20 protein-coding genes are annotated in these 26,293 nt (G+C 63.8%); 9 read left to right on the forward strand and 11 right to left on the reverse strand.

The genetic code is table 11. The annotated features are described in order from the left end of the window. Positions 1-161: 161 nt before the first annotated feature. The 7 genes from AC1L6K_RS17940 to AC1L6K_RS17970 all read right to left on the reverse strand — a co-directional run bounded on the left by AC1L6K_RS17940 (position 162) and on the right by AC1L6K_RS17970 (position 9,481). Positions 162-875: an ABC transporter ATP-binding protein gene (locus AC1L6K_RS17940; protein WP_480950186.1), complete on the reverse strand. Its 714-nt coding sequence runs from the start codon at positions 873-875 to the stop codon at positions 162-164. After that, positions 862-1,755: an ABC transporter ATP-binding protein gene (locus AC1L6K_RS17945; RefSeq protein ID WP_480950187.1), complete on the reverse strand. Its 894-nt coding sequence runs from the start codon at positions 1,753-1,755 to the stop codon at positions 862-864. The genes AC1L6K_RS17940 and AC1L6K_RS17945 overlap by 14 nt, the downstream gene beginning before the upstream one ends. Further along, positions 1,752-3,041: a branched-chain amino acid ABC transporter permease gene (locus AC1L6K_RS17950; protein ID WP_480950188.1), complete on the reverse strand. Its 1,290-nt coding sequence runs from the start codon at positions 3,039-3,041 to the stop codon at positions 1,752-1,754. Before AC1L6K_RS17950 ends, AC1L6K_RS17945 begins: the two co-directional genes overlap by 4 nt. Continuing rightward, complete coding sequence (locus AC1L6K_RS17955; protein ID WP_480950189.1) at positions 3,038-4,045, reverse strand: branched-chain amino acid ABC transporter permease; 1,008 nt, start codon at positions 4,043-4,045, stop codon at positions 3,038-3,040. The genes AC1L6K_RS17950 and AC1L6K_RS17955 overlap by 4 nt, the downstream gene beginning before the upstream one ends. Positions 4,046-4,186: 141 nt before the next feature. Beyond that, complete coding sequence (locus AC1L6K_RS17960) at positions 4,187-5,422, reverse strand: branched-chain amino acid ABC transporter substrate-binding protein (RefSeq protein ID WP_480950190.1); 1,236 nt, start codon at positions 5,420-5,422, stop codon at positions 4,187-4,189. A gap of 192 nt (positions 5,423-5,614) precedes the next feature. Beyond that, entirely contained in the window at positions 5,615-7,033 is a 1,419-nt protein-coding gene (locus AC1L6K_RS17965) for an MFS transporter (RefSeq protein WP_480950191.1), read from the reverse strand. A 228-nt stretch (positions 7,034-7,261) separates the two neighbouring features. Beyond that, positions 7,262-9,481, reverse strand: coding sequence for an NADP-dependent isocitrate dehydrogenase (locus AC1L6K_RS17970; protein ID WP_480950192.1), 2,220 nt, complete (start codon positions 9,479-9,481; stop codon positions 7,262-7,264). 184 nt (positions 9,482-9,665) lie between these two features. Here AC1L6K_RS17970 and AC1L6K_RS17975 point away from each other — a divergent pair, with 184 nt between their 5' ends. After that, a complete protein-coding gene (locus tag AC1L6K_RS17975; protein WP_480950193.1) occupies positions 9,666-10,169 on the forward strand; it encodes a ferritin in 504 nt (167 codons plus the stop codon). A 218-nt stretch (positions 10,170-10,387) separates the two neighbouring features. On the opposite strand, the gene purH is transcribed toward AC1L6K_RS17975, so the two are convergent. After that, the gene (gene purH / locus AC1L6K_RS17980; RefSeq protein WP_480950194.1) at positions 10,388-12,133 is read right to left on the reverse strand and encodes a bifunctional phosphoribosylaminoimidazolecarboxamide formyltransferase/IMP cyclohydrolase; all 1,746 of its coding nucleotides are present in this window, start codon (positions 12,131-12,133) and stop codon (positions 10,388-10,390) included. On the opposite strand from purH, the gene AC1L6K_RS17985 reads away from it, so the two are divergent. Beyond that, entirely contained in the window at positions 12,132-13,679 is a 1,548-nt protein-coding gene (locus AC1L6K_RS17985) for a glycoside hydrolase family 3 N-terminal domain-containing protein (protein WP_480950195.1), read from the forward strand. The two genes, purH and AC1L6K_RS17985, sit on opposite strands and share 2 nt — an antisense overlap. A gap of 62 nt (positions 13,680-13,741) precedes the next feature. Here the strand turns inward: AC1L6K_RS17985 and AC1L6K_RS17990 are convergent, their stop codons facing one another. Then, entirely contained in the window at positions 13,742-14,623 is an 882-nt protein-coding gene (locus AC1L6K_RS17990) for a MurR/RpiR family transcriptional regulator (protein ID WP_480950196.1), read from the reverse strand. A gap of 138 nt (positions 14,624-14,761) precedes the next feature. Between AC1L6K_RS17990 and murQ the strand changes: the two genes are divergently transcribed. Next, a complete protein-coding gene (murQ, locus tag AC1L6K_RS17995) occupies positions 14,762-15,778 on the forward strand; it encodes an N-acetylmuramic acid 6-phosphate etherase (RefSeq protein WP_480950197.1) in 1,017 nt (338 codons plus the stop codon). Here murQ and AC1L6K_RS18000 read toward each other — a convergent pair. Together AC1L6K_RS18000 and AC1L6K_RS18005 are read right to left on the reverse strand one after the other, a co-directional pair. Further along, positions 15,717-17,246, reverse strand: a complete 1,530-nt coding sequence (locus tag AC1L6K_RS18000; RefSeq protein WP_480950198.1) for a serine hydrolase domain-containing protein — start codon at positions 17,244-17,246, stop codon at positions 15,717-15,719. The genes murQ and AC1L6K_RS18000 overlap by 62 nt on opposite strands. A gap of 31 nt (positions 17,247-17,277) precedes the next feature. Then, positions 17,278-18,591, reverse strand: coding sequence for a M20/M25/M40 family metallo-hydrolase (locus tag AC1L6K_RS18005; protein WP_480950199.1), 1,314 nt, complete (start codon positions 18,589-18,591; stop codon positions 17,278-17,280). A 169-nt stretch (positions 18,592-18,760) separates the two neighbouring features. On the opposite strand from AC1L6K_RS18005, the gene AC1L6K_RS18010 reads away from it, so the two are divergent. The 6 genes from AC1L6K_RS18010 to AC1L6K_RS18035 are packed head-to-tail and all read left to right on the forward strand — an operon-like array spanning position 18,761 to position 26,271. After that, positions 18,761-20,617, forward strand: coding sequence for an ABC transporter substrate-binding protein (locus tag AC1L6K_RS18010; RefSeq protein WP_480950200.1), 1,857 nt, complete (start codon positions 18,761-18,763; stop codon positions 20,615-20,617). A 3-nt stretch (positions 20,618-20,620) separates the two neighbouring features. Further along, positions 20,621-21,655, forward strand: a complete 1,035-nt coding sequence (locus AC1L6K_RS18015) for an ABC transporter permease (RefSeq protein WP_480950201.1) — start codon at positions 20,621-20,623, stop codon at positions 21,653-21,655. Next, complete coding sequence (locus tag AC1L6K_RS18020; RefSeq protein WP_480950202.1) at positions 21,652-22,581, forward strand: ABC transporter permease; 930 nt, start codon at positions 21,652-21,654, stop codon at positions 22,579-22,581. The genes AC1L6K_RS18015 and AC1L6K_RS18020 overlap by 4 nt, the downstream gene beginning before the upstream one ends. Beyond that, entirely contained in the window at positions 22,581-24,275 is a 1,695-nt protein-coding gene (locus tag AC1L6K_RS18025; RefSeq protein WP_480950203.1) for a dipeptide ABC transporter ATP-binding protein, read from the forward strand. The genes AC1L6K_RS18020 and AC1L6K_RS18025 overlap by 1 nt, the downstream gene beginning before the upstream one ends. Continuing rightward, positions 24,272-25,189 carry a S66 peptidase family protein gene (locus tag AC1L6K_RS18030; RefSeq protein ID WP_480950204.1) on the forward strand — a complete coding sequence of 306 codons (918 nt, stop codon included), beginning with the start codon at positions 24,272-24,274 and terminating at the stop codon, positions 25,187-25,189. Before AC1L6K_RS18025 ends, AC1L6K_RS18030 begins: the two co-directional genes overlap by 4 nt. Further along, entirely contained in the window at positions 25,186-26,271 is a 1,086-nt protein-coding gene (locus AC1L6K_RS18035) for a serine hydrolase domain-containing protein (RefSeq protein ID WP_480950205.1), read from the forward strand. The genes AC1L6K_RS18030 and AC1L6K_RS18035 overlap by 4 nt, the downstream gene beginning before the upstream one ends. The last annotated feature ends 22 nt before the right edge of the window (positions 26,272-26,293 follow it).

Genomic DNA, 26,293 nt, shown 5'->3' on the forward strand with positions numbered 1-26,293 from the left:
TCCCAACGCTCTCGCAATGGACACTTCTCACGGTGCGGGCTTTGCGAGAGCGTTTCGAAAATAGCCGCCATTGCTGCGAGAGGGTTTGTTGGGGGACGACGGCGGGACGCCGCCTTCCGGCTGGAAGGTGACGTCCCGCAGTCGTGCTTGGCGGCGCGAGCTCAGCCGACGCCCAGGTAGGCCTCCTTGATGGCCGGGTTGGCCAGCAGCTCCTTGCCCGTGCCGCTGTGCGTGATCTCGCCCGTTTCAAGGACAAAGGCGCGGTGCGCCCGGGCCAGGGCCTGGTTGGCGTTCTGCTCCACCAGCAGCACCGTGGTGCCCTGGGTGTTGATCTCGGTGATGATCTTGAAGATCTGCCGGATGAACTGCGGGGCCAGCCCCATCGAGGGCTCGTCCAGCAGCAGCAGCTTGGGCCGGGACATCAAGGCCCGGCCGATGGCGAGCATCTGCTGCTCGCCGCCGCTCATGGTGCCGCCAAACTGCTTCTCGCGCTCCTTCAGCCGCGGGAACAAGGTGAACACGCGGTCCAGGTCCTCAGCCACGCCGCTGCGGTCCTTCCGCCCGAAGGTGCCCATGTCCAGGTTTTCAAGCACCGTCATGGCCGGGAAGATGCCGCGCCCTTCCGGCGCCTGCGAAATGCCCTGCACGACCCTGATGTGGGCCTTCATCTTCGTGATGTCCTCCCCCATGAACTTGATGTGACCGCCCGTGGGGTTGAGCAGCCCGGAGATGGTTTTCATGGTGGTGGTTTTGCCGGCGCCGTTGGCACCGATCAAGGAGACGATCTCGCCCTCGTCCACCGTGAAGGACATGTTGTTGATCGCCCGGATCCTCCCGTAGTGGACTGAGACGCCGTCCAGCTCAAGCAAAGTCATCTTCAGGCTCCCCTAGGTAGGCGGAAATCACGCGAGGGTCTTCACGGATGTCGTGTGGCTTGCCGTCGGCGATCTTCTTGCCGAACTCCAACACCACAATCCTGTCCGTGACGCCCATGACGAGCTTCATGTCGTGCTCAATCAAGAGGACCGTGTAGCCGTCATCCCGGATGGTCCGGATGAGCTGCATGAGCTCTTCCTTTTCCGCCGGGTTGAATCCGGCGGCCGGTTCATCCAGGCACAGCACCTTGGGGTCGGTGGCCAGCGCCCTGGCAATTTCCAGGCGGCGCTGGCTGCCGTACGGCAGATGCCGCGACAGTGTGGCTGCCTGATGGCCGATGCCAACAAACTCGAGCAGGGCCATGCCGCGCTCGATCGAGCTCTTTTCCTCCCTGATGTGCCGCGGCAGGCGCAGCAGGGCCCCCACCACGCTGGTTTTGTGCCGGGCATCCAAACCAACCACAACATTCTCCAAGGCAGTCATTTCACCAAAGAGGCGGATGTTTTGGAAGGTGCGGGCCAACCCTGCTCGGGTAATTTTGTGCTGCTTCATGCCATTGAGCAGCCTGCCCTCCAGCAGCACCTGTCCGCCGGTTGGCTTGTAGACACCTGTCATCGCGTTAAAGCAGGTGGTCTTGCCGGCGCCGTTGGGGCCGATCAAACCAAGGATTTCACCGCGCTTGATGGTGAAACTGACGTCGTCCATGGCCAGGAGCCCGCCGAATTTCATGGTCAGGTTCTTGACCTCCACCAAATCTTCTCCGACTTCGACGGAAAACTTTCTGTCGGGTGCGACGGCCTCGGCCGTTTCCAGGTCGACGCCGCCGGCAAGCAGTGCTGCTTCGTCCACTCCGCTGCGCGGATCCAATGCCTCGCTCATGATGGCGCCCCCTCAGCCTTGTGTTTGGGCGACGGCAGTGTGGCAGCCGCGCCGGGCCCGCCCGGCTTGTCCGGTGCGCTTGGCTTGTCCGGTGCGTCCGGCCTGCCGGAATCCTTGGCGTACTGGCGCCTGACTGCAGCATACGCCTTGGTGCCGTAGGCCAACAGCCGTTGTTTGGCCGGAACCAGGCCCTGGGCACGGTAGATCATGATGAAGATCAGCGCTATGCCAAAGATCAGGAACTTGTATTCGGCAATGGCCGTAAACCGCAGCGGAATATAGGCCACCAGGGCACCGCCAAGAATGGCGCCAACCTTGTTGCCCGAGCCGCCCAGGACAACTGCCGCAACAAACAAAATGGAAGTCACGACGTCGAACTTCTGGTTGTTCACGAAGCCAACCTGGCCGCCCATGAGCGCCCCGGCCAAGCCGCCAACACCGGCGCCGAGCGCGAACGCCCACACCTTGTACTTGAACGTTGGTACGCCCATGGTCTCGGCGGCGTCCTCGTCCTCGCGGATGGCAATCCAGGCACGGCCGACGCGGCTGCGCTCCATGTTGCCGACCAGGAAGAGCATGATGATCAGGATTGTCAGCGTCAGCCAGTACCAGGGGGTTCCATTGGAGTTGGCGAAAACGGGGATTCCGTCGGCGCCGACACCGGGAGGGTGGCCCACGTTCTGGAAGCCCGGCTGGCCCTTCATGGCCGGAATGATGGTGGCAAGGATGCGCACGATCTCACCAAAACCCAATGTCACGATGGCCAGGTAGTCACCGCGCAGGCGCAGCGTGGGCAGGCCCAGCAGGACGCCGACAAACATGGAGACCGCAATGGCCACCGGGAGCGTCCACAGGTACGGGATCTTGATGAACGCGGAGTCCGGGCTGGTCAGCATCGCCGCCGTGTAGGAGCCGACGGCGAAGAAGGCAATGTAGCCGAGGTCGAGCAGGCCGGCGTAGCCAATCACAATGTTCAGCCCGACAGCGACCAGCGCGTAGATTGCCATGAGCTGGCAGGCCAGCGGCCAGTCGTTGCCTGGTTCGGTGGTGATGAAGGGAATGTTCATGACGGGCAGCAGGAACGCCACGATCACGATCGGGATGAGGACCAGCCACTGATTCTGGCGCGGCATTTCCCGCCACCTGTCACTCCACGCACCAAATTTACTGTTCGCACGCGGCACGGCCGCACTTGAGCCAAGCGGCACTCCCAAGGCGTCCGAGGCGGCTGTGCCCTGTTCGGATTTGGCGGTTGGCAGCGGCTTTGGACCGTCTGACATGCTCATGCCTTGCTCCTTCCAAGCGAGGTGCCCAGGATTCCTTGGGGGCGGAACAGGAGAACCAGCACCAGCACCAGGAATGCGACGACGTCGGTCCACTGGGAATTGCCCAACAGGATCTGCCCGTAGTTGCCGATCAGGCCCAGCAGCAGCCCGCCGAGGAGGGCGCCGCGGACGTTGCCGATGCCGCCCAGGACGGCGGCGGCAAAGGCCTTGATGCCGAGAATGAAGCCGCCGTTGTAGACAACGCCGGAGGGGATTTTCATGGTGTAGAACAGTGCGGCCGCGCCGGCGAGGATGCCGCCGATGACGAACGTGGTGATGATGATCTTTTCCTTGTTCACGCCCATCAGGGTTGCCGTGTCCGGGTCCTGGGCCACGGCGCGGATGCCGCGGCCGGTGCGGGACTTGCTGATGAAACGTTCGGTGATGACCATCATGATGACGGCGGCCGTGACGATCAGGATCTGGTCGTTGTAGATGAAGGTCCCGAACACTTCAAAAATCGGCGTGACTTGGAACATGGTCAGGGCCTGTTCCGGAACGGGCCCGCGCCAGAGGAAGATCAGGTACTGGATGGTGAAGGAGGCACCAATGGCCGTGATGAGGAAGACCAGGCGGGGTGCGTTGCGTTTGCGCAACGGTTTATAGGCCAGCCGTTCAAGCAAAAAGGCTGCCAGGGCGGCGGCTACGATGCCCACGATCAACGCCAGCAGCAGATTTATGACGATGGCGCCCACATCAAGATTCGGGGCGGACGGGCCGAAACCCAGAAAGGAAAGAGTGAACCACACGCCGAAACAGCCAATGATGAAAACTTCGGAGTGGGCAAAGTTGATGAGGTTCAGTACGCCGTAAACGAGGGTGTAGCCCAGAGCCACCAGGGCGTAGATGGAGCCAAAGGTCAATCCGTCAAAAGTTGCGGACCAGAAGTTCTGCCCCAACGCCGCAAAATCCAGCGTAATCCAGTCGCTGGCCGGTGGTGCGGCCAAAAGTATGGTTGGAATCATGGGAGGTTTCCATTTCGTTCCCCGGCGTCCGGCAGGTCATGTCGGCGGCCGAGGCAAGTTGAAAGGTGGGCTATTGGGTGCTTGCACGGCAATGCTGTGGGGCGGAAATCCTCCCCACAGCATTACCAGCCATGAGGGGGGTTACTCCCCGATGGCACCGATGGGAACAATCTTGCCGTTCTCCGTCTTGTAGCCGTAGACAGTCGGGGCCTGAAGCTCGCCCTTTTCGTTCCACTTGTAGTGCTTGCTCAGACCGTCCTTGTCGTAGGTCTTGACCCATTCGAGCAGTGACGCTCGGTCCTGGTTACCGGCGTCGATGCCTGACAGCAGCACGGTGGCTGCGTCGTAGCCTTCAATGGAGTACGTTCCCGGGTCGATGCCGGCAAGTGCCTTGTAGTCCTTGGCGAAGGTGGGGAGCAGCTCGCCGGGGATGCAGGGGCAGGTGAAGTACGCGTTGGCGGATGCGTCGCCGGCCTGCTTGATGAACTGGTCATCCTTGAGCCCGTCCGGACCAACGAACGTTCCCTTGTAGCCCTTGTTCACCAGCTGCTGGTCAAACGGGGCGCCTTCGGCGTAGTAGCCGGAGTAGAAGACGGCGTCGGCCTTGGAGTTCATGATCTTGGAGATCGTGGCCGAGAAGTCCTTCTGTCCCTGGGTGACCTTGTCGGTGCCCACCAAGGCGTCACCGAGGCCATCGGCGGTGGTCTTGCCCAAGCCGATGCCGTACTCGGAATCATCCTGGACGATGTAGACCTTCTTCGCCCCCAACTTGCCCGTCATGAACTTGGCAGCTGCCGGGCCCTGGACCGCGTCGTTGCCCAATCCGCGGAAGAACGTGGTCCAGCCGTTGCCGGTCAGGTCCGGGTTGGTGGCTGCCGGTGTGACATGGACCAGCTTGACCTGCTCGAAGATGTTGCCGGTGGCCTTGGACTCGCCCGAGAACGGCAGTCCGACAACCCCAATGATGCCTTCTTCCTTCGTGGCCTGGGTGACCGGGCCGGTGGCCTTGTTGGGATCGCCTTCAGTGTCAAACTTCTTGAATACGACCTGGCAGTCGGCGTTCGCGGCGTTGTGCTCGTTGATGGCCAGCTGCACGCCGTTGAAGATATTGATGCCGAGCTGGGCGTTGGCACCTGTCTGGGCACCAACGTAGGCCAGCGTGGTGGTGGCGGGGCAGGTGGCCTTGCCGTCGCCGGCGGGCAGGACCGCGTCCTTTGGCGTGTCAATGGTTGTCAACGCCGGAATATCGATGGAGGAGCCTCCTCCGGCCGCCGATGAGCTTCCGCCCTCCGGGGCAGCGGTGTTCGCACATCCAGCCATCAGCATGCCAAGTGTGGCTGCGGCAGCCAGTGTGGTCATAACTCTATTGCGGTTCATTTATGCGCCTTCCGAGGCTAGCATCAGGGCCCGTGGAACGTCGTCGTCCCACGTAACCGTTGGCTTCACGTGATTTGACCTTACTACCCAGTATGTGAGACGGGACACATATATCCGTAAAGATCTGATAACGGATGCTGGTTTTGCGCCGGGAGGGCCGACGGCGGTTGCTTGGGCAAGAACTTTGCCGTGTCATGCCCCTCCACCGCCCTGCCCGGCAGCTGCCGCAGCCTGTCCGGCGTCGTGGTTTTCCTGTGACAGCCGCCGGTACTGGCGCGAGCACAGCGCTGCCAGCGCCAGAAGCACGGAGGCGAGTCCGGAGACCAGGAACACCAGGGCGATGCCGCGGGCGTCACCGCTGCCCAGCAGCCATTCCCAGCGCTGCGCACCGGCTGGGGAATTCATATAGGGGATGATCCAAAATTCGGCCAGCGGTGCAATGATGAACGCCGTGACGGGGGTGGCTGCGGCTTCTACGGTCATGGCCAGGCCAAAGACCCTCCCCTGCGTCCTGGCCGGCACCACCTGCTGGATGACTGTTTGTTCAGCCGCCTCCACTGCGGGCATCAGGATCATGAACAGCCACAAGCCAACCGCGTAGAGCCACCACCACTCACGCAGCGTGAACACGGCTCCCAACAGGCCCGTGCAGGCCACCAGGACAAGCATCGTGCGCAGCGGTTTTCGGCCCAGTCCGAACTTGGCCACGAGCCCGCCTCCGACGATGAATCCGGTGGCTGTCACGCCCAGCACCACGCCCCAGACCTCCACGGGGAAGAGCATCAGCCCGTAGGGGTCCATGAGCGCCATGTACACGCCGCCGGTGAGGTTGTTGAAGGTGGTGAAGATGATCAGGGCCAACAGCCCACGGGTGGCACGGACGGCCGCAAATCCCTGGCGCAGTTCGGCACGTCCGGTGCCCTCCCCCTCGCGCAGCACCTTGGGTTCTGGAATCGAAATGGCCAGCAGATGCGCCAGCACGACCACGCTGGCGGCTAGCGCAATGATCATGGTGCCGCCCATGCCCAGCATCCCGATGGCCAGGCCGCTCAAGACGCTCGTGACGAGGAAGGCGAGGCCTTGGACTGCCCCGACCATGCCGTTGGCATTGGCCCGGCGTTCGGCGGGCACAAGCAATGTCACTGTTGTGGACAGGGCGATGTTGCGCAACTGCTCAATTACGGCGCCGACGAGCAGGACCAGGGCAAACACCCAAAACCACACGCCCGAGATGTTCAAGAGCACGTCTGCAGGCACCAGCAGGAACATCAGGCCCGCGAGACCAAAGAATGCGAGGGTGCAGAGGGCGGAGCCCAACATCACTGCATGTTTTCGAAAACGGTCAACGAGCACGCCGAAGAACAGCCCGAAGATTGACACGAGCAGCATGTACGCGCCGCCGACGAGTCCCGTCGCCAGCACCGACCGGGTCTCAAGGTAGACCCAGAAGGTCAGCGCAAACCACAGAAAGCTTGTTGTCACGTTGGCAACGGCCGTGTTGACCAAGACGTGCATGAACGTGCGGTTACCGTCTTCGGGCGCATCAGCCCAGCCGGCGTTTTCCACGCCGGCGGTCGTGTCATCTGCGGCGGCGGCCGCTTCCCGGGACATGTCTCAAGCCTAAAACCAAGGGACCCTGCACCGATAGCCTTCTGACCCCAGGATTCCCGGATTCAAGCGGACGACGGCGGATGAGCCCTGCAGGTGCCGGCGTTGGACCGGGCAGGTGCCGCATTGGCCCCGGGACCGCCCGGGCATGAAAAAACCCGCCCCAGTGGTGGGACGGGTCTTTCCTGTGCCCATGAGCTTCCGGAGGTAATCGAGCTTCCGGAGGAACCGTTAGGACAGCGTTGCGATGGCCTTGTTCAGCAGGGCCGACGGACGCATGATGGCTGCGACCTTGGTTGCGTCGGGGCGGTAGTAGCCACCCAGGTCAACGGGTGAGCCCTGGACGTCGGCGAGTTCGGCGATGATCGCGTCCTCGTTGGTTGTCAGGTCCGCTGCCACTGCCTTGAAGGCTGCGGCCAGTTCGGCGTCAACTGTCTGTGCGGCCAGTTCCTGGGCCCAGAACTTGGCCAGGTGGAAGTGGCTGCCGCGGTTGTCGATCTCGCCGACCTTGCGCTTCGGGGACTTGTTCTCGAGCAGGAACGTGCCGGTGGCGCGGTCCAGGGTGTCGGCCAGGATCTGCGCGCGGGCGTTGCCCTCGGTCACGGCAAGGTGCTCGAAGCTGACGGCAATCGCCAGGAACTCGCCGAGCGAATCCCAGCGCAGGTGGTTTTCCTTGATGAGCTGCTGGACGTGCTTCGGGGCGGAGCCGCCGGCGCCGGTCTCGAAGAGCCCGCCGCCTGCGATCAGCGGAACCACTGAGAGCATCTTGGCGCTGGTGCCCAGTTCCAGGATCGGGAACAGGTCCGTGAGGTAGTCGCGGAGCACGTTGCCGGTGACGGAGATGGTGTCCTCGCCGCGGCGGATGCGTTCCAGGGTGAAGGCGGTGGCCTTTTCCGGGGACATGATCTGGATGTCCAGGCCGTCGGTGTCGTGGTCCTTGAGGTACTCGTTGACCTTGGCGATGATGTTGGCGTCGTGGGCGCGGGTCTCGTCCAGCCAGAAGATGGCGGGGGTTGCCGAGGCGCGGGCGCGGGTGACGGCAAGCTTGACCCAGTCGCGGACCGGGATGTCCTTGACCTGGCAGGCGCGCCAGATGTCGCCAGCTTCGACGTCGTGCTCGATCAGGACGGTGCCTGCTGCGTTGACGATCTGGACGGTGCCGGTTTCGGACAGCTCGAACGTCTTGTCGTGGCTGCCGTATTCCTCGGCTGCCTGCGCCATGAGGCCCACGTTGGGGACGGTGCCCATGGTGGTCGGGTCGAAGGCGCCGTGGGCGCGGCAGTCGTCGATGGTGGCCTGGTAGACACCGGCGTAGCTGCTGTCGGGCAGCACTGCCAGGGTGTCGTGTTCCTGGCCGTCGGCGCCCCACATGTGGCCGGAGGTGCGGATCATGGCGGGCATGGAGGCATCAACGATCACATCGGAGGGGACGTGGAGGTTGGTGATGCCCTTGTCGGAGTCGACCATGGCCAGTGCCGGGCCGTTTTCGTAGCCCTTCGCGATGGCGGCTTCAACACCGGCACGCACTTCCTCGGGCAGTTCACCCAGGCCGTTGATGATGGTGGCCAGGCCGTTCGCCGGGCTCAGGCCTGCCGCGGCAAGCGCTTCGCCGTAGTTGGCGAAGAGCTCCGGGAAGTAGGCCTTGACCACGTGGCCGAAAATGATGGGGTCGGAGACCTTCATCATCGTGGCCTTCAGGTGTGCCGAGAGCAGGATGCCCTCTTCCTTGGCGCGGGCTACCTGAGCTGCCAGGAACGCATCCAGCGCAGCGGCGCGCATGACGGTGCCGTCAACGATTTCGTCGGCCAGCACTGCGAAGGAGTCCTTCAGCACGGTGGTGGTGCCATCGCCGGCAACGAACTGGATCTTGATCTTGTCATCGGCTTCGATGACAACTGACTTCTCGTTGTGGAAGAAGTCGCCCTCGCCCATGGTGGCGACGTTCGTCTTGGAGTCAGCGCTCCAGGCGCCCATGCTGTGCGGGTTGGCCTTGGCGTAGTTCTTCACTGACAAGGGGGCGCGGCGGTCGGAGTTGCCTTCGCGCAGCACCGGGTTCACGGCGCTGCCCTTGATCTTGTCGTAGCGGGCGCGAACGTCCTTTTCCTCATCGGTGGAGGGGTCGTCCGGGTAGTCCGGAAGCGCGAAGCCCTGGCCCTGAAGTTCGGCAATGGCCGCCTTCAGCTGCGGGATGGAGGCGCTGATGTTCGGCAGCTTGATGATGTTTGCATCCGGGCTCTTTGCCAGGGCGCCCAATTCAGCAAGGGCGTCGTCGATGCGCTGTTCTTCGGTGAGGTAGTCGCCGAATACTGCAATGATGCGGGCTGAGACCGAAATGTCCCGGGTTTCCACGTCCACTCCGGCGGTGGAGGCGAAGGCCTCAACAATCGGAAGGAGTGAGTACGTGGCCAACATGGGCGCTTCGTCTGTCAGGGTGTAGATAATTTTGGCCATGGGTGGGCACTCTCCTGCGAAAATTCAGTGGATAACTTCAGAATCTGGTGAGATATCTTTCCCTACCTAACTTACCCGAGAGCGCGCGTTTGCCTGCTATCGGAGGGCCTTAGGTGACACTGCCCTAAGTGAACTTAGCCTCACTTGGCGTGCACGGAATTCATTTCCGCAATAGCGTGTAGCCATGGAACTTAAGGGAAAACTCGCAGAAGCCGTCAACGACCAAATTACGCTGGAGATTCAGGCCGCGGTGGTTTACCGCCAGCTGGCCATTGAAATGGATGTTCAGGATCTACCCGGCATCTCACGCTGGTTTCTGGCCCAGTCGGCCGAGGAACTTGTGCACGCACAGAAGTTCACCGACCACATGACAGACCGCGACGCCGCCCCCAAGATTGGCACGATCACGGCTCCGGATGTCTCCATCAACACCGTCCTTGAGGCGTTCGAGGCGTCCCTGGCGCACGAGCAGAAGGTCTCGGAGTCGATCCGCAACCTGTACCGCATGGCCCAGCAGGAGGGCGACATCGACTCCATCCCGTTGTTGAACTGGTTCATCGAGGAGCAGCTGGAAGAGGAAGCCACAGTCGGCGAAATCATCGGCCGGGTGAAGCTGATCGGTGCCGACGGCAACGGCCTGCTGCGCCTGGATGCCGAGCTGGGTGCCCGCAAGGAAGGCGCCGAATAGCCTCCCCGCGCAACGCTCCCTCACGTTAGGGGCTGTTTCTCCCGACGCTCTCGCAGCAATGGTTGGATTAAATGAAACGCTCTCGCACAGTGAACTGCTCCCCGGAAGTTGGACTGAGATATTCAGTTCCGACTTCCGGGGAGCAGATCAGAGTGCGGGAGCGTTCGTGTTTTCCGCCCCGGATGTGCGCGAGCGTTTAACAGGATGCGACGGCCAGATTAGTGGAAGAAGTGGCGCGCACCCGTGAAGTACATGGTGATGCCGGCTTCGTTGGCTGCCGCGATCACTTCTTCATCGCGGACCGATCCGCCCGGCTGGACGACGGCGCGGACACCGGCGTCGAGCAGGATCTGCAGGCCGTCGGCAAACGGGAAGAACGCATCCGAGGACGCCACGGCGCCGATGGAGCGCTGGGCCGAGGCACCGGTTGCACCCGAGGCGCCGCCAGCCGCGTCAACATCGGATTCCACTGTGACGCCGAGCGTGTTGGCGCGTTCAACGGCCAGCTTGCAGGAGTCGACGCGGTTGACCTGACCCATGCCGATGCCCACTGCTGCGCCGTTGTTGGCGAGCAGGATGGCGTTGGACTTGGCTGCGCGGACGGCTGTCCAGGCGAACTTCAGGTCCGCGAGGGTGGCGTCATCGGCGGCTTCGCCGGCGGCGAGGGTCCAGTTGGCGGTGTCATCGCCGTCGGCGTCGACCTTGTCCGACATTTGCACGAGCATGCCGCCGGAAACCTGGCGGACTTCAGCCGGGTAGCGGCCATAGCCTTCCGGCAGCGACAGCAGGCGGATGTTTTTCTTCTTGGACAGGATCTCCACGGCTTCGGGCTCGAAGTCCGGTGCGATCACAACTTCGGTGAAGATGCCGGCCACGGTGCGGGCCATGGCTGCCGTGACGGTGCGGTTCGCTGCGATGACGCCGCCAAAGGCTGAGAGGGGGTCGCAGGCGTGGGCCTTGGCGTGGGCGTCGGCGATCGGGTCAACGGCGTCGGGCGAGGCCACGGCCACGCCGCACGGGTTGGCGTGCTTGATGACGGCCACGGCGGGCTCGTCGAAATCGAAGGCTGCGCGCAGGGCGGCATCGGCGTCGACAAAGTTGTTGTAGCTCATGGCCTTGCCGTGGAGCTGGTCGGCCTGGGCGATGCCGGCCGGCGCACCCTTGTCAACGTACAGCGCCGCCTGCTGGTGCGGGTTTTCGCCGTAGCGCAGGACCTCGGAGCGTTCCAGGGAGTATCCGGCGTAGGACGGCCAGTCGATGATGCCGTCGCCGTCCTCGTCGAGGAACTGGGCAGACGTCCAGGCAGCCACGGCATTGTCGTAGGCGGCCGTGTGTGCGAACGCCGCTGCGGCCAGGCGCTGGCGGGCGACAAGCTCGAAGCCGCCGGCCTGTGCGGCGGCGATGACGTCGGCGTACCTGGCAGGGTCCACAACCACTGCCACCGAGGGGTGGTTCTTGGCTGCGGCGCGGACCATGGAGGGCCCGCCAATGTCGATCTGCTCAACGACGGCGTCCTGCCCGGCACCCGAGTTCACGGTGTCAACAAACGGGTACAGGTTGACCACGACGAGGTCGAACGGCTGCACGTTCATGTCTTCAAGCTGGCGGACGTGGTCCGGGAGGCGGCGGTCGGCAAGAATGCCTGCGTGGACCAGCGGGTGGAGGGTCTTCACGCGCCCGTCAAGGGCCTCGGGGAACCCCGTCACCTCTGACACTTCAGTCACGGGGACACCGGCGGCGGCAATCTTCGCTGCCGTTGAACCGGTGGAAACAATGGCGACACCGGCGGCGTGCAGGCCGATGGCCAGCTCTTCCAGCCCTGTCTTGTCGTAGACCGAGATCAAAGCCCGGCGGATGGGAACACGGTTATGCGGAACGCTGGTCACAAGAAATCTCCAGGGGTGGCTCGATGATGGCGACACATAAAGTTTAGGCCACATCGGCGCCGGTAGGATTTCACCCATGACTTCAAGTGAGCCGCAGCACGCACCGTCACCAGAATCCGCCCCGCCGGCCGGGCATTCCACAGAACTTCCGGAAGACCTTCCGCGGCTGGTCAATTCAGTCATCCTGCCGGGTTTTGTGGGCACGACTGCACCACCGTGGCTGGTGGCGGCCCTCGGCAACGGGTTGGCCGGCGTCGTGTACTTTGGCCACAACATTGACCCGGACGCGCCGGGGCAGGTGGCTGCCCTCTCCGCCGCCATCCGGGCCGCGAACCCGGATGCCGTGATCGGCGTCGACGAAGAGGGCGGCAACGTCACCCGCCTGCAGGCCCGTGACGGCTCCACCATTCCCGGTGCCGCCGTCCTGGGCGCCGTGAACGAGCCGGCCGCCACCAAGGCAGCCGGCCGCGCCATCGCCCGCCTGTGCCGCGACGCCGGCATCAACCTGACCATCGCCCCGGTGGCCGACGTCAACACCAATCCGCTCAACCCCGTGATCGGCGTGCGCGCCTTTGGTGCCAATACCGCCCTCGTCAGCACCCACACGGCCGCCGCGGTGTCCGGCATCCAGAGCCTGCGCGTGGCGGCGTGCGCCAAGCACTTCCCGGGGCACGGCGACACCGTGGCGGACTCGCACATGGACATTGCCCGCGTGAACCTGACCATGGCACAGGTGGCCGAGCACCACCTGCCCCCGTTCAAGGCCGCCGCCGACGCGGGCGTTGCCGCCATGATGAGTGCACACATCATCATCCCCGAACTGGGCGATGCGCCCGCCACCTTGAACCCGGCTGCGAGCGCACTGCTGCGCGGGATGGGCTTTGAGGGCGTGTTGATCACCGATGCGCTGGACATGGCCGCCGTCAGGGCCACCGTCGGCCCCGGCGAGGGCGGCGTGCTTGCCCTGCTGGCCGGCAACGACCTGCTCTGCGTGGGCAACCCGCTCAACGCCTACACCACCGGGCGCGACGACGAGTCCTGCTACACCGAGGTGTATGACGCCGTGATGGCTGCGGCCACGTCCGGACGCCTGCCGGTGGAGACCCTGCGGACGGCGGCGGGCCGTGTGCAGGCGCTGGCCCGGTGGACCGCCGCTGACGAGACCGCCGGGGATTCCCGGGGAACGGACGACGACGTCGACTGGGTTTCGGTGGCTGCCCGCGCCTGCCGCACGGACTCGCCGGGCGCAAAGCCCGTGCTCACCGGAGCAGGCACTGTCACCCTGGTTGACGCCCGCACCGGGCACAACATGGCCGCCGGACCTACAGGGAACTTCCTGGCCACCGCCCTGGGCAGTTACGCGGTGACTGTCATTGGGTCCGCGGCACTTGCCGAAACGAACATGGCCGCAGCCCAGTCCGAGGGTGCGGTCCTGGTCCTGATGGATTCACTGTCGTCCCCCGGGCAGCAGGAATCACTGGCGAACGTCCTCGCCGCCGCCCCGCAGGCCGTCTGCATCAATGCCGGGTTGGCCCCCGAAGCACCGAGCGCCACGGCAACGATTCACGCCCACGGCTTTAGCAGCGTCACGGCCAAGGCTGTGGTCAGCCTGCTCGAGGCCTAGCCCGCTGCAGGGTTGGTCTCTGCAGGGCTAGCCCGCTGCAGGGCTGGTCCCGGCAGAAAGGATCAGCCTTGGGTGCGGTTCTTATTGACGGGCCCTTGGACGGCTTGATGGGTGGCCTCAAGTGCATCCACTGCGCCATCGAAGCATTGCTGGGCAATACCAACAAAAAGGCAGTCCACCACTGTCAACTGTGAGATTCGGGAGGCCATGGCTCCGGCACGGAAAGGGGTTTCGCGCACAACTGTCAGCAAATGCATGGCTGCCGCCTTGGCGGCCGATGAATCAAAGACATTGGTGACGACAAGTGAGTCCGCACCACGGGCCCTGGCTGTGCGCAGGAACTCCACAACAGAGTTGGTCTCGCCTCCGTGTGAGAAAGCAATGGCGACGTCACCGGGTCCCATCAGGGACGCGCCCATGAGCGCATTGTCCTCGTTCGGGAATGCGTTGGCATTCAGCCCAATGCGAAAGAGCTTATAGCGCAGATCCTCTGCCACAACGGTTCCTGAACCCACGCCGTAGAGGTTGATACGCCGCGCGGCCGCGATTGTTGTGACGGCCTTTTGCAGGACCGCCAAATCCAGGTTTCGAGTGGTCTCCTCGATGCCCATCGTTTCGGTGAATCTGATCCGGGCAACCGTCTCCGCCAGCGATGAGCCCGGGTTGAGGTCGCCACCAAATTCGGGAGCAGGCGCCTCCTCCGAGGCAGCCCCTTCGCGGCCAAGCTCGGTGGCCAGTGCAAGTCGCAGCCCGGCATACCCTGTGAACCCGATGGCCTGGCAAAAGCGGACCACGGAGGGATCCGAGGTCTTGCTCAGCTGCGCCAGCTCGGAAATGGTGTGGTTGAGCACCCGCGAGGGGTCGGCGATGATTGCCATGGCAACCCTGGCCGACGCTGGCGGCAGCGATGGCAGCCTGGATTGGATCGTGGACTGAATACTCACCGTACGCCTCCTTGCGTTGTGTTCCGTCAATGGTTCCGCAGGCTTGGACACTGGCGCCCAACGCCCGCGAAGAATATACTCAAAACTACATGTAGTTATTGACTTACGAAACTTATTACAGCATTGTAAAAAACTTTCATGAATGACCTATCAATCCCTCCCACACGAATGGACGCCGTGAACACCCCAGACGCTGCGGCTGCACTGCGAACCGAGCTCGCCTCCCTGACCACCGAGGCGTCCAATGACAGCTATCCGGATCTTGCCGCGCTCAGCACGGCGGAGCTGGCGGCGGGCATGAATGGGGAGGATGCCCTGGTGCCGAAAGCCATAGAGCGGCACCTGCCCGCCCTCGCGGCCATCATCGATGAGATTTCCCACCGGATGCTCGACGGCGGCCGGCTCATCTATGTGGGGGCCGGCACCCCCGGGCGGATGGGCATCCTGGACGCCAGCGAATGCCCGCCAACCTTCGGAACGGACCCGTCCCTCGTGGTGGGTGTCATTGCAGGTGGCCGAAAGGCAGTCAACCAGGCTGTGGAGAACGCCGAGGACAGCGAGGAGGCGGCCGCGGCAGACATGGCCGAGCTGGCATTGACCGCGAAGGACAGCGTCATCGGCCTCGCCGCGTCGGGACGCACGCCGTACGTCATTGCGGCCATCAAGGCCGCGAGGGAAACGGGGGCATTTACGGTGGGTTTTTCCTGCAACAACAATTCCCCGCTGGGCGCCGCGGCCCAGGTCCCCCTTGACATCGAGGTGGGCCCGGAATTTCTCAGCGGCTCCACCCGGCTCAAGTCAGGTACCTGCCAAAAACTAGTCTTGAACATGGTCAGCACCATCACCATGGTCCGCCTGGGAAAAACGTACAAGAACGTCATGGTGGATCTGCGGGCCACCAACGCCAAGCTGCACGCCCGCAGCGAGCGCACCTTGATGAAGGCAACCGGGTGCGACGCCACGACGGCAACCTCGGCCCTGGCGGCTGCCGATGGACATGTCAAGGCGGCCATCCTGGCGATCATGACCGGATTGCCGGCCGGCAGTGCCGCGGCGCTGCTGGCCGGCAACGGCGGTTACCTCCAGAAGTCCATTACGGCTGCCGGCCGATCTCCAGCAGCTGGACCCGCGGCGGTTCGACCGGGGTCATCGTGATGCGAAGCTGCAAGGATCCGTCGCGAGCCGGCAGCTCCCATGCCACGGCGGCGGGAGTCTCCCACCGCTCCGACGTGCGATCGCCAGTGGAATCAAGGAGCTGTCCGACGGCGGCGAGCGCGGCATCGAGTCCGGCCCGCCTTTCATCCCACGGCAGGTCCTGGCCAACATTGGCGCCAAAGATTTCCGGGCGGATGACTGGCGTTGGCGTCCGAACCAGCTCTTCAACCGCCGCCATGGCACGGAGGGTCTCGGGCCACGGCACAACAGGAGCCCCTGGACTGGCCCGAACTTCTGTCTCATTCTGGTCCTGTCCATCCGAAACCGCCGCCGGAGTCCACTCAAGCAAGTCCTCCAGCAGTGCCCGCACGGCGAGGCCAACCCCAGAGTAGGTGGCGTTTTCAAAACCAATGACAGCGGTTCCCTGCCCCGGATGCCAGCGCATGTGGGCACTGAAGCCGGGATATCCGCCCGAATGCCCCACCACCGTGCCGTGCACTCCGTGCTGTTGGACCACGAGGCCGTAACCGTAACCATTGACGGTGCCGTCGGCTTCCACAGCCCCTGTCACCTGATGCATGGTTTGCATCTCCCGCCGCGATTCCCTGCTGAGCGGCCCGCGGCCGGTCCCAACCTCACCGGTCCCAACCTCACTGGTCCCAACGTCAAACGCATCCGACAGCCATGACGCCCAGCGGCCAAGATCATCCAGGGTGCTAAAGAGCCCTCCGATCGCTGAGAAAACGCCGGGCCCGGTCATCGGCAACGCCGTCCACCCATACGCCTGTGCATCCGGCGTCCCGGACGAGCCTGCACTGAATTTCTTGCGATATCCGGTGGCCACCCCCGTGGCCGATGACGTGCCGGCCGCGATGCCTGCCAGCACTGCCTCCCTGCTGAACGCGGTTCCGTCCAACCCCAACGGTTCGAGGAGCTCGCGTTCAATAAACGTTGTGCAGGCAACTCCTGACACCCTGGCCACCACCTCGCCGAGCATCGCATATCCCAGATTGGAGTACTCGTAGGCTGAGCCCGGCCGGCGAACCAGCCGCACGCCGTCGGACATCAGGGACGCAAAGTCCGCCCGGCCCATGCTCTCCTGGCGATCCGCCCAGGGGTCATCGGTAGGCAGACCGGCCGACATGCTCAGGAGCATGTGCAGCGTGACCGCCGTGCTGCCGGGAGCATCAGACCACCCGATGACGTTCAGCTCGGGCAGATGGGCGGTGACATCGTCGTCAAGATGCAGCACTCCCCTGTCCCGCAGCAACAAGATCGCGGCGGCCGTAAAGGACTTGGTGCAGGAGGCGATCCTGAAAGCCGTCGTGGTTTCCGGGGAGGTTCCCAGCGGGCACGCCCGGCCAGCCAGGCCCTTTCCTGTCCGGGCGCCGCGCGAATAAGCGGCCAAGGCGGTCCCCGGCGCCCGCCCCTCACCCAGGCGGGCCTGCGCACATTCCTCAAGTTCCATCGTCGCCAGCCGTTCTTGTTCGCAATGCCATCTAGACTGCACCCAGAAAATCTTCCAGGATGAGCTGGCCGGTGACAAGGCCGGCCACGGGAACCCGTTCATCAATTCCATGCACGCCCGCCGGGGTCCGCCCCTGCGGGTCTGCCCCCATGGGTGAGAACCCGTAACAGGAGATGCCCAACGGCGCGAAGGCCTTGGCATCCGTGCCACCGCCCATGCAGTAGGGAACCACGACGGCGGCAGGATCGTGACGCGTCAAGGCTGCGGCCATCTCGGCGAACCAGTGCGAATCGGACGGTGAAGACGTTGGCGGTTGGTACGACAAGAATTCCCGGCTGATGCCGTCGCCAAGCAGACCGTCAATCGTCGCCAGGGTTTCCTCCACCGTGCCCGGCAGCGCCCTGATATCGATGTCAGCCTCGGCAACTCCGGGAATGACGTTGACCTTGTAGCCCGCACGAAGGACAGTGGGGGTGGATGAGCTGCGCACTGTCACCGCGGCTACGGCACCGGCACTCCCCATGGCCTCGATTGCCGCCTGCACACCCTCCTCGCCGGTGAGATCCGCCGTGAAGCCAAGTGCCGCCGTCGTACGTTCAATGTAGGCGCGCACAATGGGAGTCAGGGTCAGCGGCCAGCGGTAATTGCCAACCCGGTCCAGTGCAGAGACAAGGATTTTGACGGCGTTCGGTTCCACCGGCCGCGAGCCATGCCCGGAAGTCCCTTTGGCCCGCACGCGGATGTGCAGGGTGCCCCGTTCGCCCACGGCCACCGGATAAAGGTTTACGGGGGCGCCATCCGCGCCGGCAAGGATGGTTGCGGCGCCACCGGATTCCCCAATGGCAGCCTCGACGCCGGCGAAGAGTTCCGGGTGTTCCTTGACCAGCCACAGGGCACCATGGTCGCCCTTGTCCTCTTCATCGGCCACGAACGCCACCACGATGTCGCGGCGGGGTTTGGTTCCTGCGTTGGCCCAATCCAGCAAAGTAGCCAGTGTCATGGCCACCATGTCCTTCATGTCCGAGGCCCCGCGCCCATGGACGTAGCCGTCCTTGATGATCCCGGCGAATGGGTCAAAGCTCCATTGTTCGGGCTCGGCCGGCACCACATCCAGGTGGGCGTGGACGAGCAATCCGGGCAGGGAACTGTCCGTTCCCGGCACCCTGACGACTACCGAGGAACGCTGGGCATCCGGCCCCAGCAAAACCGGATCATAGCCCGCCTGGTGCAACAGCCCCCAGATGAAATCGGCAGCGTCCCGCTCCCCCCGGCTGTTGCCTTCACCGAAGTTCGTGGTGTCAAAGCGGATGAGTTGGGCACACAGCTCGGCTACGTCCTGCTTCACGGGTTCTCCTCGTGGTGGTTTTTTGTAAAGAAAGAACTTTCTCTAGTAATCGTAAGTGGTTTGCATTACGTTTGGGGAGTTCGTAACTCAATTACGCAGTGTGTTTCAAACGATCCGGGTCGTGACCGAACAAGGCCGACCCGCGCGTTTCACAGCTGAGGGGAAAATAATGGTCTTCCGCACATCCACCGACTCACCGATCCGCAGTTCCCAACGGAAAGCCGGCTCCCGCAGGCCACGTTTGGCTGGCTGCGTCCTGGCACTTTCCCTGGCACTGGCCCCGCTTGCGGCTGCCCCTGCGGCCATGGCCGCCACGGACGATGCGGGCACAGGCACCATCTTGAAACTCGCGCTTACAGGGGACATCGATTCCCTGAACCCGTTCAAGGCCATCCTTGCCTCGAGCACCAACATCCTTGCCCTGGAATACCAGAGCCTGGTTTCCTATGGCCCCAAGGACAACGAGGAAATTCCGGGCATGGCCGACAAGTGGGAGACCTCCCCTGACGGCCTGGTCTGGACCTTCCACATGCCCAAAGACCGCAAGTGGAGCGACGGCGAGCCCATCACTGCCAAGGATGCCGCCTGGACCTTCAAGGCCATCGCGAGCAACGATGCACTGAAACAGGCCAATGGCTCCCTCCTGGAGAGCGTTGCCTCGGCCGAGGCCACCGACGACGAGACCCTGGTGGTCACCCTCAAGGCTCCCCAGGCCCCCAACCCGGGAACCCAGCTGCCCATCATGCCGGCCCATATTTGGTCCGAGGTTGATCCGGAAAGCTTCGCCAATGACAAGGACAGTGTGGGCTCGGGCCCCTTTGTGGTGACCAAGTACGACAAGACCTCCGGTGTGACGCTCAAGGCCAACCCCAACTACTGGCAGGGTGAGGCCAAGATCGCCGGCATCACCTACATCCCGTACAAAAACACCGATGCGGCCGTCCAGGCCTTGAAAACCGGTGAGCTGGACATTGTCAACGGCCTGACCCCGGCACAGTACAACGCCCTGGACGGTGTTGCCGGCATCACCACCAATGCCGGAGCCGGCCGCCGCTACCAGGCAATTGGCATTAATCCCGGGACCCAGACCGCCGACGGGACTCCCATGGGAGATGGCAACGCTGCCCTTCACGACCTGAAGGTGCGCCAGGCAATCGTCATGGCCGTTGACAACAAGACCCTGCTGGAAAAGGTCCTGCAGGGCCTGGGCCAGCCCGCCACCGGCGAGGTCCCCGCCGCTTACCCGTTGTACAACTGGAAAACGGACACGGTACCGCTGCAATACAACGTCGAGGCGGCCAACAAGCTCCTTGATGAGGCTGGATATGCCAAGGGCACCGATGGAATCCGTGTGGACAAGGACGGCAAGGCGCTCAAGCTTCGCCTGACGGGCCGCAACACCGATGCCACCCATCAGCAGATGGCCGATTACATCAAGCCATGGTTGAAGGAAATCGGCATAGACGTCGAAGTTTCCATGAAGTCTTCCGCCCAGGTCAACGATGATTCCACCGTCGGCAACTATGACCTGTACTTCACGGGCTGGGGCATGGGACCGGAGCCGGACTACCAGCTCTCCATCAACACGTGTGCATCGCGCCCGAACGAAGACGGAACCGGTGCCACGAGCGAAAACAACTACTGCGATCCCGCCTACGATGCCATTTTCCAGGCACAGCACGTGGAATTGGACCAGACCAAGCGCAGCGCGCTGGTGTCCCAGGCACAGGAAATGATCCACAAAGCTGCCGTCAACAACGTCATGTACTACGCCAACTCGCTGGAAGCGTACCGCTCCGACAAGTTTGAACCGTTTACGACCCAGCCCGAGGTCGACGGCGTCATCACCGGCCAGAACGGCCCGTGGAGCTACTACTTCGCCACCCCCGTGGCGGCCACTTCCGCAGACTCCGCCGGCGGCTTCAACGCAGCCTTGGTGGTAGTTCCCCTGGTCGTCATCTTGCTCGCTGGTGGCGGATACGTTCTGTACCGCCGCCGTCGCACCACCTCCGACGATCGCGAGTAATCCATGTCAGCATCACAACTTGTCGGGGCGGAGCCAGCCCAGGACATTGATGAACCGGGCCGCGGTTCATCGTGGCCACGCTATATCCTCAAAAAAGCCGGCGGTGCCCTGTTCTCCATGGTCATGGTGGTGGTTCTGGGCTTCTTTGCCTTCCGGATCCTGCCCGGAGACCCGGTACGCTCCTTGGCTGACGGCCGGCAGGTCAGTGCCGAGCAGATGGACATCCTGCGCAAACAGTATGGACTGGATCAATCGGTCCTGGCGCAGTTCTGGCGGTATCTGACCGACCTGGTGCAGGGAAAGCTTGGCGAGTCATATACCTACAACCGGCCGGTCATGGAATTGATCCTTGACCGGATTGGTCCCACCTTGTTGTTGACCGGCACCGCGGCCGCGCTGTCAGTGGTGCTGGGTCTGTGGCTTGGCCAACGAACGGCATGGCGCCGCGGCACCATGTTCGACAAGGCCCACACCGGCATTGCACTGACCCTCTGGTCGGTCCCCACCTTTTGGCTGGGGCTGCTGATGTTGTTGGTTTTTGGCGGAATGTTCCACTGGTTCCCTACCGGTGGAATGTCGACGGCGGGCAGTACTGCCACCGGGATTGCCCATGTCTGGGACGTCGCCAGGCACCTGATGCTGCCCATGCTGACCATGGTGGCGGTGGTCTACGCCCAGTACCTGATGGTCATGCGGGCCTCCCTGCTGGAGGAAATGAGCGCCGATTACCTGGTGACAGCCCGGGCCAAGGGCTTGCGCGAAGATGAGGTCCGGCGCAAGCACGCCGTCCCCAACGCGCTGCTGCCAACTGTCACACTGATCTTCCTCACCTTGGGCGGCCTCATTGGCGGCGCCGTAACCGTTGAGACTGTGTTCTCCTGGCCGGGCCTTGGTTATCTGACCTTCCAGGCGCTTTCCGCTCCCGATTTCCCGCTCCTGCAGGGAACCTTCGTAGTCTTTTCGTCGATTGTGATCATCATGAACTTCTTCGCAGACATCTTGTACAGGATCCTTGACCCACGATTGCGGACAGCATGAGCGCGCCTGCAGGTCAGTCCGCCCGGGTGCCCGACACGGCACCCAAGGTCAATGTTGCAGCAGCACGGCGGCGCCAGCGCGCCGGCGAGGTGTGGCGCGAATTCCGCTCCAACCGCGCGGGCCTGACCGGCTTGATCATCTTGCTCGCTGTCATTGCGCTGGCCTTGCTGGCCCCCATTCTGGCCCCGGAACACACGCTGGATGTCACCAAAATAGCCGCAGGGCAGAATGAACCCCCCTCGTGGGCGAACCCCTTGGGGACCGATCCGGCCGGCCGGTCCGTTCTGGCCATGCTGCTCTGGGGAGCCAGGGCCTCGCTGTTGGTCGGCTTCGCCGCCACGGCCATGTCCATGATCATCGGCACTGTGGTGGGCATGGCAGCCGGTCATTTCTCGGGGTGGACGCAGGCCGGATTGATGCGCCTGATCGATTTCTTCCTGGTGGTTCCCGGATTGGTGCTGGCCATTGTGCTCTCCGCCGTCATTGGGCCGGGTGTCGCCACCATCATTGTGGCCATCGGCATCACTTCCTGGGCAGGGACTGCACGGGTCGTCCGTTCGCAAACGCTGACGGTGGAATCCAGGGCGTATATTGAACGCAGCTGGGCATTGGGCGCCTCACACGCCCACGTCATCAAAAAGCATGTGCTTCCGGCTGTCATGCCGCTGGTGCTGGCCAATACGACACTGACGGTGGGCTCGGCCGTAATTTCCGAATCCACGATGGCTTTTCTGGGACTCGGCGATCCGAGCACCATCTCGTGGGGTTCCATGCTCAAGATGGCATTGGACACCGGCGCTGCCACAGGCGGGTTCTGGTGGTACGTGCTCTCCCCCGGGCTTGCCATTGTCGGGGTGGTATTGTGCTTTACCTTGGTGGGCCGCGCCCTTGAATCAGTCATCAATCCAACGTTGAGAGGCCGCTAATGCCACGCCTGGAATTTGTGGATCTATCAGTGAAATACCGCACCCAAACAACCATTGGTCCCGGTGAATTGACGGCCGTGGATGGGGTGAACCTCGTGGTGGAACCAGGTGCCACCTTGGGCCTGGCCGGCGAGTCCGGCTGTGGAAAGTCAACGCTGGCCATGTCGGTGCTGCGCCTGTTGCCGGCAAACACCCGCACCACCGGCAAGATCCTGCTGGGCGAGGAAAACGTGCCCGATTTGGGGTGGGGCCGGCTGCGCGCGGTGCGCTGGACCGAGGCCGCCATCGTTTTTCAGGGCGCCATGCACTCACTCAACCCGGTCCGCAAGGTGCGGGACCAAATCGGCGAAGCCCTGCTGGTCCATGCCAACGGCGAGCGGGCCAAGTACAAGGAAGAAAAAGTTCGGGACGCCCGCGTGGCCGAGTTGCTCAAGCTGGTGGACCTGTCCCCCGCCAAGGGCGCCAGTTACCCGCATGAGCTCTCCGGCGGCCAAAAGCAGCGCATCATGATCGCCATGGCGCTGGCCTGTGAACCCGAATTGATCATCGCCGATGAGCCAACCACGGCACTGGATGTGGTGGTCCAGGCCCAGGTCCTCAATGTGCTCAGTGAACTCGTGGCCTCCCGCGGTTTGTCACTGATCATGATCAGCCACGACCTCTCGGTATTGGCTGCAACGTGCGAGCGCATTGTGGTGATGCAGCGTGGCAAGATCGTCGAGGACGGCCCGTCCGAACAGATCATTCGCCATCCCCGGCACCCACACACGCAGGCCCTGGCCTCGGCTTTTCCCTTGATCGGTGATCCGGCGTCACGCCTCCGCCTGCCCTCGTATGCGGCCCCCGCGGCCCCTGCCTACGCTGCCGGCGGGGTGGCTCCGGAAGGAGGCAGCGACGTCGTGCTTGAGGCTCGGGATGTCAGTGTCACCTTTGGCTCCAGGAACGGTGGGACCAGGGCGGTCGACGGCGTGACCCTCTCCTGCCGCCGCGGCGAAATCACGGCCCTCGTGGGGCAGTCGGGCTCCGGCAAGACCACACTGGCCCGCACCATGCTGGGTCTCCAGGAGCCCAGTTCGGGTGCTGTCCATTTCGAGGGGAAGCCGCTCAAGCACCGGCGCAAGGACCTTAAGGCGTACCGCAAGTCCGTGCAGTTTGTGCTGCAGGACCCGTCGGCCGCGCTCAATCCCAAACACACGGTGTACGAGGCCGTCGCGGAGGGCCCCAGACTGCACAAATTGCCGGGCGATGAACGTGAGATCGTTGCGCGGGCACTGCGCCGGGCCGAACTCAACCCGCCCGAACGCTATCTCGCCACCATTCCACAAGAGCTCTCCGGCGGCCAGCGCCAGCGTGTGGTCATTGCCGGGGCGCTGGCACTTGACCCGGAATTCCTGGTGGCGGATGAACCCGTGGCGAGCCTGGATGCCTCGGTGCGTGCCGACATTTTGGCCCTGCTCCTGAAATTGCGCTGCGAATCCGGGCTTGGCGCCCTGGTCATTACCCACGATCTGGGCCTTGCCTGGAATATTGCCGACAGGGTCGTGGTCATGTTTGAGGGCAGGATTGTTGAGGAGGGTCCCGTGGAACAGGTCTTGCTGGATCCGCAGCACGAATACACGAAGAAACTGCTCAGCGTTGTCCCGACGGCGCAGGCAAACGACGTGGACCAAGCCGACCTGAGTGGTGTCAAGTGAGCCGCGCAAAGCTGCCGGGCCCGCTGCGGGCCGGGGACAGGGTGGGGCTTGTCTCCACGTCGGGGGCACCCACACCGGAAAACGTGGACCGGGCGGTGGCACTGCTGGAATCGTGGGGGCTGGTGCCTGTGCTGGGCGAGCACATTGTGGCCACGCACCCCCGGGCAAAGTATTTGGCAGGCACCGATCAGCAACGCGCAGCAGATCTGCAAGCTGCCTGGTGCGATGACTCCCTTGCGGGCGTATTCATTGTGCGTGGCGGGTACGGCACCGTGCGACTCCTGGATCACCTGGACGCAGCCGCACTGCGGTCCGCCCGGGCGAAACCGTTGTACGGCTCCTCCGATGTCACGGGTGTGCACGAGTTTTGGGCCGAAGAGCTGGCGCTGCCCACCTGGTTCACGCCGATGATCGCCACCGGTTCATTGCTTGATGACCCCGCCGCCACGGAGAGCCTGCGACGCGCCGTTCTTGAACCGATCACAGGGCGCAGCTTCACCACTTCAACCGCCGAGACGATGGTGCCGGGAACCGTTCACGGAATAACCGTTGGCGGCAATCTGAGCCTCCTGGCCATGACCATGGGTGCCCACAGGCGGCACAAGTCCTCCAACGCCGGCCGAATTGGTTTGCTGGAGGACGTCACGGAGGACATTTACAAACTCGATGGCCTGTTGCAGACACTGTTGCGGGCCGGCTGGTTTGACGGCATGGCCGGGTTGGCGTTGGGGTCGTGGAAGGACTGCGGCGAGTTGGCCGACGTCCGGGCCCTCTGCGAAGAGCTCCTGGTTCCGCTGGGGATCCCGTTGGTATGGGAGTTGGGGTTCGGCCACGACACGGGCGCCCACAGCATCCCCATGGGGGTTCCCGCCACGCTCATTGCCGATGAGTCGCCCCGGCTCGTTGTGCAATGATGCGCGCACAACCAAGTGCCCTCGCGGGCGTGCTGACAGGGCTGCTGGACGACGCAGTGGCCGGGGGCGTCACGCCGTCGGCCACGTGCGCCGTCGTGATTGGCGGGCGCCCGCAGCCAGTTGTTGCAGCAGGTGCGGCAACGGCCGCCACCTACTATGACCTGGCATCGATCACGAAGGTTTTCACGGCCGTGACCGCGTTGTCCCTCGTGGACAGCGCCGTGCTGGCCCTCGACGAGCCGGTAGGCGCCTGGCTGCCTGCCTTTGCACGGGGATCCAAGTCGGCCGTGACCCTTCGTCATCTCCTCACACACACGTCCGGACTGCCAGCGGTATGGCCCGGCTGGCGAACGGCGCTGGCCGAGGGCACCGGATTCCACCGAGCCAGCCTCCTGACGGATCTGCTTGCACTGGATCCCACGGCTGCCCCCGGTACCCGCTTTGACTATTCCTGCGTTGGCTACAACACCGTCATGGCATTGGCCGAACGGGCGACCGGACGGCCGTGGGCCGAGCTGGTCGGCGAGCGGGTGCTGGGGAAACTGTCCCGACGCAATGGCGGCCCAGGAACCTTGGAATTGACGGGCACCCCCGATCCGGGGCTCTGCTCCCCCACCGAGTTTCAGCCGGAATACGGCCGGGGCATGGTGCAGGGCGTTGTCCATGACGAATCGGCGTGGTCGCTGGGCGGCCTCGGCGGCAATGCCGGCATGTTCGGCACAGCCGCGGGGCTGGCTGCCTTTGGCGAGGAAGTCCGGGCCGGCCTGCCGGGCATTATCAGTGCGCGCATGGCCGCTGAAATGTGGCGGAATCAGCTGCCGGAGGTGCTGGGCCACCACCTGGCTGCAGGCGGTCCGGGCTACGGACACGGTTTGGGTCTGCGGATCGGGCAAGAGTCCTGGATGGGCACCCATCCCGCCGCCCATGGGCACAACGGCTTTACCGGAACTTCCCTGCTGATGGACCGCGACGCCGGCATCACCGCGGTCCTGTTGACCAACCGCGTCCATCCCAGCCGCACGCTTTCAGATGCCACCCAACTGCGCCGCGCCATCGCGGACGCCGTGTACGCCGCAGCCTAGGCACCAACTGACCAGCCCCACC

The organism is Specibacter sp. BI4, assembly GCF_056680095.1.